Annotated in this window: 13 protein-coding genes; 4 read left to right on the top strand and 9 right to left on the bottom strand. The window is 72.9% G+C overall.

The window, feature by feature from the left end; genetic code table 11:
• Positions 1-134 precede the first annotated feature (134 nt).
• Positions 135-1517 carry an MFS transporter gene (locus tag ABIC29_RS03620; RefSeq protein ID WP_354244583.1) on the top strand — a complete coding sequence of 461 codons (1383 nt, stop codon included), beginning with the start codon at positions 135-137 and terminating at the stop codon, positions 1515-1517.
• A 6-nt stretch (positions 1518-1523) separates the two neighbouring features.
• On the opposite strand, the gene ABIC29_RS03615 is transcribed toward ABIC29_RS03620, so the two are convergent.
• From ABIC29_RS03615 to ABIC29_RS03605, 3 genes are all read right to left on the bottom strand, one after another.
• Positions 1524-2978, bottom strand: a complete 1455-nt coding sequence (locus ABIC29_RS03615) for a lipase maturation factor family protein (RefSeq protein WP_354242822.1) — start codon at positions 2976-2978, stop codon at positions 1524-1526.
• Positions 2979-3073: 95 nt separating this feature from the next.
• The gene (locus ABIC29_RS03610) at positions 3074-4543 is read right to left on the bottom strand and encodes a phytoene desaturase family protein (protein ID WP_354242819.1); all 1470 of its coding nucleotides are present in this window, start codon (positions 4541-4543) and stop codon (positions 3074-3076) included.
• Positions 4544-4547: 4 nt separating this feature from the next.
• Positions 4548-5276 carry an NUDIX hydrolase gene (locus ABIC29_RS03605; RefSeq protein ID WP_354242816.1) on the bottom strand — a complete coding sequence of 243 codons (729 nt, stop codon included), beginning with the start codon at positions 5274-5276 and terminating at the stop codon, positions 4548-4550.
• 89 nt (positions 5277-5365) lie between these two features.
• Between ABIC29_RS03605 and ABIC29_RS03600 the strand changes: the two genes are divergently transcribed.
• Entirely contained in the window at positions 5366-6199 is an 834-nt protein-coding gene (locus ABIC29_RS03600) for an MBL fold metallo-hydrolase (protein ID WP_354242813.1), read from the top strand.
• Between the two features lie 75 nt (positions 6200-6274).
• Here ABIC29_RS03600 and ABIC29_RS03595 read toward each other — a convergent pair whose 3' ends face one another.
• On the bottom strand, positions 6275-6580 hold the full coding sequence (locus tag ABIC29_RS03595; protein ID WP_354242810.1) for a DUF1540 domain-containing protein: 306 nt from the start codon (positions 6578-6580) through the stop codon (positions 6275-6277).
• A gap of 368 nt (positions 6581-6948) precedes the next feature.
• The gene (locus ABIC29_RS03590) at positions 6949-7356 is read right to left on the bottom strand and encodes a DoxX family protein (RefSeq protein WP_055855588.1); all 408 of its coding nucleotides are present in this window, start codon (positions 7354-7356) and stop codon (positions 6949-6951) included.
• A gap of 165 nt (positions 7357-7521) precedes the next feature.
• Between ABIC29_RS03590 and ABIC29_RS03585 the strand changes: the two genes are divergently transcribed.
• Positions 7522-8607 (top strand): trans-sulfuration enzyme family protein, encoded by a 1086-nt coding sequence (locus ABIC29_RS03585; protein WP_354242807.1) that lies wholly within the window; start codon positions 7522-7524, stop codon positions 8605-8607.
• Here ABIC29_RS03585 and ABIC29_RS03580 read toward each other — a convergent pair.
• Both ABIC29_RS03580 and ABIC29_RS03575 read right to left on the bottom strand, forming a co-directional pair.
• Complete coding sequence (locus tag ABIC29_RS03580; protein WP_055855585.1) at positions 8604-8951, bottom strand: DUF2834 domain-containing protein; 348 nt, start codon at positions 8949-8951, stop codon at positions 8604-8606. The two genes, ABIC29_RS03585 and ABIC29_RS03580, sit on opposite strands and share 4 nt — an antisense overlap.
• 25 nt (positions 8952-8976) lie before the next feature.
• Positions 8977-9822, bottom strand: a complete 846-nt coding sequence (locus tag ABIC29_RS03575; protein WP_354242804.1) for an alpha/beta fold hydrolase — start codon at positions 9820-9822, stop codon at positions 8977-8979.
• Positions 9823-9891: 69 nt separating this feature from the next.
• On the opposite strand from ABIC29_RS03575, the gene ABIC29_RS03570 reads away from it, so the two are divergent.
• On the top strand, positions 9892-10653 hold the full coding sequence (locus tag ABIC29_RS03570) for an EI24 domain-containing protein (RefSeq protein WP_354242801.1): 762 nt from the start codon (positions 9892-9894) through the stop codon (positions 10651-10653).
• Positions 10654-10707: 54 nt separating this feature from the next.
• Here the strand turns inward: ABIC29_RS03570 and ABIC29_RS03565 are convergent, their stop codons facing one another.
• Both ABIC29_RS03565 and ABIC29_RS03560 read right to left on the bottom strand, forming a co-directional pair.
• The gene (locus ABIC29_RS03565; protein ID WP_199471315.1) at positions 10708-11298 is read right to left on the bottom strand and encodes a class I SAM-dependent methyltransferase; all 591 of its coding nucleotides are present in this window, start codon (positions 11296-11298) and stop codon (positions 10708-10710) included.
• Between the two features lie 32 nt (positions 11299-11330).
• Positions 11331-12272, bottom strand: coding sequence for a cytochrome b/b6 domain-containing protein (locus ABIC29_RS03560; protein ID WP_354242798.1), 942 nt, complete (start codon positions 12270-12272; stop codon positions 11331-11333).
• Positions 12273-12439 lie beyond the last annotated feature (167 nt).

Genomic DNA, 12439 nt, shown 5'->3' with positions numbered 1-12439 from the left:
CCGGAATGATTCCGGCGCCATGGCGTTGCCCTTCTGTGTGCGCGGTCGATCGCGCCCGCACGCGAGAGGTGAACGTGACCGAGACGACCGCCGTGGGATTCCGTTCGGACCGTGGGCCCGTGCTCATCGCCGTCATGCTGGCCACCGGCCTCATCGCGATCGACTCGACGATCCTCGCGACCGCGGTGCCCTCGATCGTCGCCGACCTCGGCGGGTTCACGCAGTTCCCGTGGCTCTTCTCGATCTACCTCCTCGCGCAGGCCGTCTCGGTGCCGGTGTACGCCAAGCTCGCCGACACCGTCGGTCGCAAGCCGATCATGCTCATCGGCATCGGCCTGTTCCTCGTCGGCTCCGTGCTCTGCGGCTTCGCGTGGGACATGACCTCGCTCATCGTCTTCCGCGCCGTGCAGGGCCTCGGCGCCGGCGCCGTGCTCCCCGTGTCGATCACGATCACGGGCGACATCTACACGGTGCGCGAGCGCGCCAGGGTGCAGGGCTACGTCGCGAGCGTCTGGGCGATCTCCTCGGTGGTCGGCCCGACGCTCGGCGGCCTGTTCTCGGAGTTCGCGTCGTGGCGCTGGATCTTCTTCGTCAACATCCCGCTGTGCCTGCTCGCGGCGTGGATGCTGATCCGCAGCTACCACGAGTCCGTCGCACGTGAGAAGCACCGCATCGACTACGCGGGTGCGAGCGTGCTGACGATCGCGTCGACACTGCTGATCCTCGCGGTGCTCGAGGGCGGCCAGGCCTGGGCGTGGCTCTCGTGGCAGTCGATCGGCGCGTTCGCCGTCGGCGCGCTGCTCCTCGTCGCGTTCGTGTTCATCGAGCGCCGGGCCGCCGAACCGGTGCTGCCGCTGTGGGTCTTCTCGCGCCGCCTCATCGTGACGACCTCCCTCATCTCGCTCGGCGTCGGCGCCGTGCTCATCGGGCTGACCTCGTACGTGCCGACCTTCCTCGAGGCGACCGCCGGGGCGAGCCCGATCGTCTCGGGGCTCGCCGTCGCCGCGCTGACGCTCGGCTGGCCGATCGCCGCAAGCCAGTCGGGGCGGCTGTTCCTGCGCATCGGGTTCCGGAGCACGGCCCTCATCGGCCTCGCGGTCGCCGTGCTCGGCGCGGCCGCGCTCGTCGCGGCCTCCCTCACCCCGAACGTCTGGACGACCGCGATCGCCTGCTTCGTCGTCGGCATCGGCCTGGGGCTCGTGGCCTCCCCGACCCTCATCGCGGCACAGTCGTCGGTGCCCTGGTCGGAGCGCGGCGTCGTCACGGGCGCCAACATGTTCCTGCGGTCCATGGGCAGCGCCGTCGGCGTCGCGATCTTCGGCGCCGTCGCCAACGGCGTGATCGCACGGTCGGGCCTCGGCGAGCAGTCGCCCGTCGCGATCCACGCGGCATCGACGGCCGTGTTCGTCGCGGTGCTCGTCGCCGCGGTCGTCACGATCGCGGGCGGCATCGCCATGCCCGCCGCCCACGTCGACGACGTCGAGCACCGCCCGGCCGACGAGGCCGCAACAGCCTGACCCGTCTCAGCCCCGCAGCGACGTCGGCCCCACGACCTCGCCCTCGAGGGTGCGCACCCAGCGCTCCCCCGCCTCGCGGAACTCCGCCCGGGTCGCGAACCGGTAGTGGTAGGCACGGGCCCGCAGCCAGCGGGGCGCCGCGCCGTCGAACGGGTCCCTGGCGAGCAGGCGCAGCGTCGCGGCATCCGCCTGCAGCAGACGGAGCAGGAAGACCTCGAACCACGGCTCCCACATGCGCCCGAGCGGCAGGAACCACATGAGCCAGTCGAGGCGCAGGTGGTACGGCGCCCACTGGCGAGGGATCGCGCGCACGTCGCCCGGCTTGCCCTTGAAGCCGTACTCGCGCCAGTCGGCGTCGTCGCCCGGCGAAGCGTCGAGCGTGCCCTCGACGACGATCTCGATGCGGCGCTTCGTCACCGTGCCGAAGGCGCCGTATGCGTTCACGAGCATCCACCGGTTGAAGCTCGCGTTCATGAGCTGGCGACGCGCCAGCAGGTTGCGCAGCGGCCACCAGCTGAGCACGAGCAGCAGGGCGGATGCCGCGAGCACGACGACGATCCACCACGGCGGCGACCCCACGGCATCCGTTCGAAGCGTCGCCGGGATCGCCGGGATCACCGCGTGCCACACCGAATCGGGGATGGCGGCGGCCGCGAGCACGACGGTGATCGCGTTGAGCCACGCGAAGTTGCCCGTGACGATGAGCCAGAGCTGCGTGAGGATCACCACGGCGGCGGCGATCGCGCCGACGGGCACCGGGCCGATCCACGGCACGAAGAGCAGGAACGGCACGACGAGTTGCGCCACGTGGTTGCCGAGCACCTCGCCGCGATGGAACCACGCCGGCAGCAGGTGCGCCTGGCGGCTGAGCGGCCCCGGCATCGGCTGCGTCTCGTGGTGGTACATGAGCGCGGTGAGGTCGCGCCACTCGCGCCCGCCGCGGATCTTGATCATGCCCGCCCCGAACTCGAGGCGGAACACGAGCCACCACACGGCCACGACGATCGTGATCGGAGGCGGCACCTGCTGCGAGCCGAGGAACGCGACCGTGAAGAGCGCCTCGCAGAGCAGCATCTCCCAGCCGAAGCCATAGAAGGTCTGGCCGACGTTCACGATCGAGAGGTACAGGAGCCAGGTCGCGAGCAGCACGACGAGCGGCACCCACGGCGGGCCGAGCTGGGGCAGGCCGAGCACCACGGATGCCGCGAGCACGGCGCCTGAGACCGCCACCGCAACCAGCAGGCGGTCCGTGTACCCCCAGCGGAACACGCTCGGACCGCGCAGGCGCGACGACCTCCGCAGCAGCTCGGGCACCGGCAGCAGCCCGTGCTCGCCGAGCAGCGGGCGGAACTGGTTCAGCGTCGAGACGAACGCGACGAGCGCGAGCGCGGCGACCCCGCGCTGGAGCACCTCGCGGGCGACCTCGGAGTCGTGCGCATCGAACCAGCCGAACCAGTCCACGCCCTCAGGCTACGCGCGCACGTCTTCCGCCGGTCGAGTAGGCTCGCCAGCGCCGTATCGACGCCAACCACGCGCCAGGGTCTCGATACGCTCCGCTACTCGACCGACCGGATGCCGAACCGCTCGCGCAGGGCGAGCCTCGCCGCCCACCAGCCGTTCATGCCGTGCACGGCCGGCCCAGGCGGGGTCGCGCTCGAGCACAGGTACACGCCGGGCAGCGGCGTGCGCCAGGGTGCGGGCGAGACGACGGGCCGCTTGACGAGCTGGGCCAGCGTCAGCGCACCCGCCGAGATGTCGCCCCCGACGTGGTTCGCGTTGCGCGCCGCCATCTGGGCCGCGCTGCTCGACGCCGACCCGAGCACGAGGTCGCGGAAGCCGGGCGCGAACCGCTCGACCTCGGCGGTGACGAGCTCGGTCGCGTCGAAGCGCGAACCCGCGGGAACGTGCGTGTACGCCCACAGCACGTGCTTTCCCGCCGGTGCGCGGGTCGGGTCGAGCACGCTCGGCTGGGTCACGAGCACGTACGGATGCCGCGGCGCACCGCCGATCCCCGGCTGGAACCCTCGGTGCACGGCGTTCTCGGCCGCCGCGATCTCGGCGCGCGTCCCGCCGAGGTGCACCGTCGCCGTGCGGGCGACGAGTGGATTCGCCCACGGCACCGGTCCGTCGAGCGCGAAGTCGACCTTGGCCACGCCGGAGCCGTACCGGTAGCGCTGCAGTGCACGCCGGTACGCAGGCGGGAGGTCCTCGCCGAGCAGCAGTTCGGGGGTCGTGTCGAGCAGCACCACGCGCGAGTCGCGCACGTCGGCGAGTCGTTCGACCGCGGCATCCGTCACGATCTCGGCACCCCGCTCGCGCAGCTCGTCGAGCATCGCGTCGGCGATGGCCTGCGATCCGCCGCGCGGGAAGCCCCAGCCCACGCCGTGGCCGTGCATCGCGAGCAGCAGGCCGGCGCCCGCGGAGGCGAGCGAGGGCATCGGCCCGGCGGCATGCGCGACGACGCCCGTGAGCAGCGCCTCGGCGACCTCGCCGTCGAGCGCTTCGGCGCCGACTCCGCCGCCGAACCTGAGGTTCCACAGCGGGGAGACGCCCTGCTCGAGTGCACGCAGCCCGAACAGCACGGCCACCACCGGGTCGCGCGGCACGCGCAGCAACTGCGAGCCCGTGAACTGCACGACGCCCCGTTCGTGCGCCAGCAGCGGCGCGACGAGCCGGCGCCAGGCAGGGCCGGCCGCGCCGAGCCCGTCGACGGTGCGGTCGAGGTCGCGCCAGGCGATGCCGGCTCGACCGCCGTCGAGCGGGTGCGCGTACGACGCTTCGGGCACGATCCAGTCGACCCGGTCGAGCAGCCCGAGCCGGCGGAACACCGGCGACGCGAGGCCGGCCGGATGCACCGCGGATCCGACGTCGTGCCGGAATCCGGGCAGCGTGAGCTCGGCCGTGCGCACGCCGCCGCCGAGCGTCGACGACGCCTCGAGCACGCGCACCGACAGCCCGGCGCGTGCCGCGACCACCGCGGCCACGAGCCCGTTGGGACCGCTGCCGACGACCGTGACGTCGGTCATGTGCTCAGCTCCCGGCGCCGAGGGTGTTCGTGTAGACCCACGGGAGGCTGCCCACGATGAGCCGGTGCTGCGCGCCCGGGGCCTTGGATGCCTCGTCGGGCACGGCGTGCGTGTCGGGGCGCTCCCCGTCGAACGCCTCGTCCTCCTGCCAGATGACGGCGGTGCGGTCGTCGTTGTAGCGCGAGACGTACGGGCGCACCTCACCGGCCGCGCGCGCGGCGAGCGCCTCGTCGACGGATGCCGCGTCGGTGAGTCCGTGCACCGTCACCCAGGTCGGCGGCCACAGCGTCATGCTGCCGGCGGCATGCCGCTCGAGCACGTCGATCGGGCGGAACCACTCGGCACGCACGACCTCGTCTGGTGCGAGCACGAGCTCGCCCTCGGGCATGCGGGCGGCGAAGAACCAGGTGCGCAGGCGCTTCGGGGATCCGGGCGGCGGGGTCCAGTGCGAGAACGGCACGAGCTCCTGCTGACCGAGCACGAGCCCGACCTCCTCGTGCGTCTCGCGCACGGCGGCACGGCGCGCGGCGGCCTCGTCGTCGAGCGGGCCGCCGGCGGCATCCGCTTCATCGACGGCGCCGCCCGGGAACACCCAGGCGCCGGCGAACGAGCCGCGCTGGGGGCGCTCGGCGAGGAGCACCTCGACCCCGCGCTCTCCGTCTCGGAGGAGGACGACGGTGGCGGCCGAGCCGTCGACCGTGTCGCGCATCACGGCGTCGAGCTCGGCGGACATGACCTCCACACTATGACGCAGCGCGCGAAACCGCACCGGGCGAACCCGCGCCCCACCGGCACCGTCGGCCCGCGCGTACACTTCGGGACATGGCCGACCCGCTGCCCCACCACGCTCGCCGCGGCATCCGCCCCTCATCGGTCTCGAGCCTGGCCACCTGCCTGCTCGCGCCGAACCCCGGACCGATGACGCTCGACGGCACGAACTCGTACGTGCTGCGGGCGCCCGGAGCCGCAGGGGCCATCGTCGTCGACCCCGGACCGCTCGACGAGGGGCACCTCGAGCGCCTCGCGGCCCTGGGCCCGGTCGAGCTCGTGCTGCTCACCCACCACCACGCCGACCACCGCGACGGGCTGGCGCGGTTCGCCGAGCTCGTCGGCGCCCCGGTGCGCGCGGTCGATGCGGCGTTCTGCATCGACGGCGCCCCGCTCGTCGACGGCGAGCGCATCGAGGCCGCGGGCCTCGCCATCGACGTGCTGCTCACGCCCGGTCACACCGCGGACTCGGTCTGCTTCGGGCTCGCCGACGACTCGCCGCACGGCTCGGTGCTCACGGGCGACACGATCCTCGGTCGCGGAACCACGATCATCGCCGACCCCGACGGCGCGCTCGGGCCGTACCTCGAGTCGCTGCAGCGGCTGCGCGCCATCGCACGCTCGCGAGGCGGCCACGTCGCCGTGCTGCCCGGGCACGGGCCGGTGCTGCGCGACCTCGCCGAGATCTGCGACGAGTACCTCGCGCACCGCGCCGAGCGGCTCGGCCAGGTGCGGGCGGTGCTCGCCTCGCTCGGCGCCGACCCGGCCGATCCGGCGACGGTCGCGCGCGTCGTCGACACGGTCTACGCCGACACGGATGCCGCGGTCAGGCCGGCTGCCGAGGCCTCCGTCCGAGCCCAGCTGGCGTACCTGCGCGAGCACGGCTGAGCCCGGCGCGCCAACGCACGCCGGGCTCGAGGTTCGAGGTTCAGGCGCTCAGGCGCACCGGCGACCTCGTCGCGATCAGACGACCTCGTAGGTGAGGCAGTCGGCGTCGTCGACCGAGCCGGCGCCGATGCGCACGGAGGGCGCGGTGCACTCGAGCGAGCTGTTGTGCACGCATTCGGAACGCTGGCAGGCGCCGACGTGGGTGACCACCTTGTCGAGGCCGCCGCGAACGCCGAGCGGAATGAAGGTCGCGCATTCGGCATCGCCGACGGCACCGCCGATGGTGACGGCTGCGGCGTGGCAGTGCGAGTGGTCGTTGTACGAACAGCCGCTCACCGAACACTCGGCGACGGCGGGCAGTTCATCGAGGGTCATGCTCATGGTGGCCTCCACGTGACTCGGCTGGGTACCGGTGATGCTACGCCCGAGCATCCGAGATCCGCCATGAACAAGGGCCGCTTTTCCCCAGATCAAGACCGGTTTTCTTTTTAGGCGAGCCTCACCTATCCGGGCGTCGGCGTCGCTGCCGTTCGGCCCGGGACCCGCCGCTGACGGGCCTTTACCGATGCGGGTCGTGCCGCCAGAATGGGAGCACCATCTGCACCATCTCGAAGGAGTGCGCCATGTCGACTGAAGCCGTGATCTGGTCGGTGCTCGGGCTGATCGCCGCCGTGGGCGGCATCGGGCTGCTCGCCTCGATCATCTCGCTCATCCGCGCTCCGCGCTGAGCGCTCGGCGCTGAGCGCTCGTCAGCGCTTCGGCGGCCTAGTCGACCAGATCGCGAGCGCGACGAGCAGCGGCTGGAAGAACAGCCGGACGAATCGCGACCGGTCGGTCGTGAGGCCGAACGCGTCGCGGCGCTCGCGCCACTGCGCGATGTTGCCCGGGAAGACGGCGGTGAAGAACGCCGCGACGATCCAGCCGATGCGGCGGCGCTCCTTGGGCAGCACGACGAGCGCCGAGCCGAGCGCGACCTCGACGACACCCGAGGCGACGACGACCCCGTCGGCGTCCATCGGCACCCAGGTCGGCACTTGCGCGCGGAACTCCTTGCGCGCCCAGAACAGGTGACTCACCCCCGCGAAGACGAGGCTGCCGGCGAGGAACCAGCGGCCGATGCTGCGCGGAACCGTCGAGGTGCGAACGTCAGAGGTCATGCTCCGACGCTAGGGCGGCGGGCGGGTGGTTGTCACCCCCTTGCGCCGGGCGACGGCGGGCTGCATCGATCCCGCGTCGTCTCGCAGGCGGCGGCCGGGTTACGCTGGCGGAGCCGCGCACGCCGTTGCCGCGGCATCCCACCCCTGCGCTTTCCGGAGGCCACCGTGCACGAACCGACGACCGCGGCGCCCGCGCTGCACCCCGAGACGCGGCTCATCATCGCGGGTCGGCCGCCGCACGTGCCCGACCAGCCCATGAACGTGCCGGTGCACCTCACCTCCACGTACGTCGCGGGCGGCGACCTCGAGTACGCGCGCTACGGCAACCCGTCGTGGACCGCGTTCGAGGAGGCGCTCGGCGGGCTCGAGGGCGGCCGGGCCGTCGCCTTCGCCTCGGGCATGGCCGCGATCACCGCGGTGCTCGACCTGGTTCCCGAGGGCGGCACCGTCGTGGCGCCCCGCCACTCGTACACGGGCACGGTCGCGCAGCTCGACCAGCTCGCGGTGCGGGGCCGCCTCTCGGTCGTCTACGTCGACATCAGCGACACGGCCGCCGTCGCCGCCTCCATCGAGGGCGCCGCGCTCGTCTGGATCGAGTCGCCCACGAACCCCGCGCTCGAGCTCGCCGAGATCCCGGCGCTCGTCGCCGCGGCGCACGAGCACGGCGCCCTCGTCGCCGTCGACAACACGTTCGCGACGCCGCTCCTGCAGCGTCCGCTCGAGTCGGGCGCCGACCTCGTCGTGCACTCGGCGACGAAGTACATCTCGGGCCACAGCGACGTGCTCATGGGCGCCGTGGTCGCGGCATCCGACGAGCTCGCCGAGAAGGTCACGGCCTACCGGTCGATGTTCGGCGCGATCCCCGGGCCCTTCGAGACCTACCTGGCGCTGCGCGGCCTGCGAACCCTGCCCGTGCGCCTCGAGCGCGCGCAGGCCTCGGCCGCCGAGCTCGCCGCCCGCCTGCAGGGCCACCCCGCCCTCGACGAGGTGCGCTACCCCGGCTTCGGCGCCATCATCTCGATCGTGGTGCACGGCGGCAAGGAGCCCGCCGACGCGCTCGTGCAGCGCACCGCGCTGTGGGTGCACGCCACGAGCCTCGGCGGCGTCGAGTCGACCTTCGAGCGCCGTCGTCGCTGGCAGCTCGAGCAGCCGACCATTCCCGACGGCCTCGTGCGCCTCTCGGTCGGCCTCGAGCACGTCGACGACCTGTACCGCGACCTCGTCTCGGCACTCGACTCGCTCGGCGCCTAGCCCTCTCGTGCCGCCGCGTCGAGCCCGGCGAGGTGCCGTTCCCGCATCGCGAGGAACAGCGGGAACGTGAAGGTGAACGCGGTCAGCGCCGAGCCGACCACGTAGAGCCAGCCGAAGCGCATGCCGAGGCGCCGCGCCTCCACGATGATGAGGATGCTGCCGGCCACCGCCACGCCGAGCAGGTCGACGGTGAGCGACGAGACGGCGGGCCCGCCGCCGAACCACGCCGCGAGGAAGTCCTGCATCGCGACCGCCGCGAGCACGTTGAAGGTCATCGCGGCGACGAGTCCGGCGATGCTGATGACGAGGTACGTGATCGCGAGCGGCGTCCATCGGGGTCTCATGCGACCCAGTCTGGTGCGGCTCGGGTCAGCGCGCGAGCAGCCAGTCCATCGCGTCGGGCACGACGCCGAGCACCGAGACGTGCCCGTCGTCGAGGCGCATCCAGAGCGTGGCGTCGGGCAGGTGCGCGAGCATCCACGAGGCGTGGGTGCGCGGGACCACCCGGTCGCCCTCGCCCTGCACCACGAGCACGGGCGAGGCGACCTCGGCGAGTTCGAAGCCCCAGGGGTTCGCGAACGCGACGTCGTCGTCGATGAGCCCGTCGTCGCCGAACGCGGCCGACTTCGCGACATCCGCCCCGAGGTCGGACCAGGCGCCGTCGAGGGCCGCGAAGTCGACCGGCAGGAACTGCTCGGGGTCGAACTCGTCGACCTCGGCGAAGCGTGCGCGCGCGGCGCGCCCCTGCTGCGCGGCGTGCAGTCCGCCCGGCGAGCGCATGCCGGCGAACCAGTCGAAGCGGTCGGTGAACGGGGCGATGCCCGCCAGGGTCACGACGCCGGTGACGCGATCCGGATGCCGCGCCGCGCCCGCGAGCGCATGCGGGCCGCCGCCCGAGGCGCCCATGCTCGCGAACCGGTCGACGTCGAACGCATCCGCGACCGCCACCGCGTCGTCGGCCGCCGAGGCGACGTCGCGACCCGGCCGCGGCGACGATCCGCCGTACGAGGGCCGGGCGTAGGAGATCACGCGGATGCCGCGCGCCGCCGCTGCGGCCACCACCGGCTCGAGCGGGGCACCGGTCTGCGGCGACCCGTGGTGCCACATCAGCACTCGCCCGCCCGCGGCATCCGCCACCGGACCGGTGTCGTAGGCGCGAAGCACGCGCCCGTCGGCGAGGGGAACGTCGAGCGCGATCGGCACTGGGCTCGGCATTCGGCTTCCTCGATCGGGGTGGGTGCTGCGGTGGCTGGCCGTCACCGGGCCAGCCTAGGCTGTTCCCCGATGGTGCAACGGTTCCTGCTCGGCGTGCGCATGCTGCTGCGCGGCTTCGGCTTCTGGCGGCGGCAGCCGGGCGCCATGCTGCTCGGACTCGTGCCCGCCGCGATCGTCTGGGTCGTGGTGCTCGCGGGCCTGGTGGCGCTGGGGGTCAGCCTGCCGGGCATCACCGTCTGGGCGACCCCGTTCGCCGCAGACTGGGTCGAGCCGTGGGCGACGCTCACCCGCACCGCCATCGGCGCACTCCTGCTCGGCGGCGCCACCGTGCTCGCCGCCGTGACGTTCACCGGGCTCACCCTCATGGTCGGCGACCCGTTCTACGAGCGCATCTGGCTCGCCGTCGAGCAGGATCTCGGCGGCGAACCCACCGGCGACGGCATCGGGTTCTGGCGTTCGGCCGGCGATGCGGTCTCGTTCATCGCGCTCGGCGTGCTCGTCTCGCTCGGCGTCGGCCTCAGCGGCCTGATCCCGCTCATCGGCGGCGTGCTGGCCCCCGTGCTCGGCGTCGTGCTCTCGGGCCGGCTGCTCGCCTGGGAGCTCACCGGCCGTGCGTTCGAGGCACGCGGCATCGAGGCCGCCGAGCGCGCGGCGCTGCTGCGCGGCCACCGCGTGCGCCTGCTCGGGTTCGGCATCGCGACGCAGCTCTGCTTCATGGTGCCCCTCGGCGCGATCTTCACGATGCCCGCGGCGGTCGCCGGCGCCACGATGCTCGCGCGCACCGTGCTCGACGACGTCGCCGCACGAGCGGCGACGCCGCCGGTCGAGTAGGCGCTTGCGCCGCATCGAGACCAGCGCCGACGAACAGGGTCTCGATGCGCTCCGCTACTCGACCGGCGCGGGAGCGACGCCCTCGTAGAGCAGCACGGGCACGGGGCCGAACGGCATCGAGCGCACCCGCAGGCGCCGCACGTCGGCGCTCGCGAACCCGGCGGCCGCGAGCTCGGGTTCGGGGTCGCGGTTCCAGTGGCATCCGTGGTCGAGCCACGTCGAGATCGGGGTCGCCACGTTCTGCACGACGCGCTTGACGGTGCCCCGCGGCGCGGCGACGTGGTCGACGAACACGACCCGACCGCCCGGCACGAGCACCCGGCGCACCTCGGCGAGGGCGGCCGCGACATCCGTCACCGAGCAGAGCACGTACGTGCCGACGACCGCGTCGACCGAGGCGTCTGGCAGCGGGATGCGCTCGGCCGTCGCGTCGAGCGGGGTCGACGCGTGCCGCCACTCGCGTGCGCGCGTCGCGAGTTCGGTGCGACGGCCGGCGTCGGGTTCGAGGCCGGTCCACGTGACATCCGGGTGGAAGGCCCCGAAGTTCTCGCCGTCGCCGGCGCCGATCTCGAGCACGCGACCGCGCACCCGGCCGATGAGCTCGCGTTCGAGGTCGTCGAGGCGGTCGTTCGTGATGAGCTCCACGCCCGGCACGATACCCGCAGGCACCGACCGCGTCAGCCCCGCACCGTTCCGCCCTTGGCCGCGATGCGCTTGAGCAGCGGCGGCTTCGCGAGCACCCAGGCGACCGCGATCACGACGACGGATGCCGCGAACACGACGAACCCGACCCAGTCGTCGGCGTCGCGCGCCGCGTACATCTGGTTGAGCTTGCGCAACGCCCCCGTCGTGAAGACGAGCACGACGTGCACGAACGTGAACGCGATGAAGAAGAGCATCACCGGGTAGTGCACGGCGCGCGCGAGGCGCTCGGGCACGGCGCGCGCGAGGCGGCCCTCTGGGGGCCAGACCGACGACAGCCTGAGACCGGTGAGGATCGCGAGCGGCGCCGCGACGAACACGATCGCGAAGTAGGCGAGCTGCTGCAGCGAGTTGTAGACGACCCACGAGTTCTCGGTCGGCCACTCGAGCGACGCGTACTGCAGCGCGGCCGAGAGCGCGTTCGGCACGACCGCCCAGTCGGTCGGCACGATGCGCAGCCACTGGCCGGTCGCGAAGAGCAGCACGAGGTACAGCACGCCGTTCAGCACCCAGAACGCGTCGAGCCAGAGGTGCAGCCAGAGGAAGATGCCGAGGCGGCGCGGAGCCCGCCTGGTGCGCGGCCAGCGCGTGTTGTCGCGCGTGAAGAACCCGGGCGGACGCTGCTTCGAGCGCAGCTGGAACCCCGTGCGCACGATGAGCACCAGGAAGAACACGTTCAGGAAGTGCTGCCAGCCCAGCCAGGCCGGGATGCCGACGGGCGTGCCCTCCGGCGGCGGCACGATGCCCGGGTAGGTCGTGATGAACTCCTCGCCGGCCGGGCTCTGGCGCAGCCACCGGGCGAGCAGCACGACCACGACCACCGCGACGACGGCGATGAGCGTGGTCCAGCCGACGAGACGGCGACGCGCCTTCACCCACTCGACGGCGCGCGAGGTCTTCGAGGCGGTCTCGGTCATCGCGCGGTGGAGTCCTTCCGGAGGGCAGACACGAGCGACCCATTCGGGCCGGTCGGGACGGGGGCGATCACGATCGCGTCGCGACGGGGCGACGAGACGGATGCCTCGACGATAGCGCTGCGACCTGAGCGGTGCGAGTCGAGCCGCAACAGATCGCCACGGCGCCG

Source organism: Agromyces sp. PvR057 (genome assembly GCF_040547485.1).
Classification (GTDB): domain Bacteria; phylum Actinomycetota; class Actinomycetes; order Actinomycetales; family Microbacteriaceae; genus Agromyces.
The sequence above is the reverse complement of the archived record's forward strand: the minus strand, read 5'-3'. Positions and strand labels throughout refer to the sequence as shown.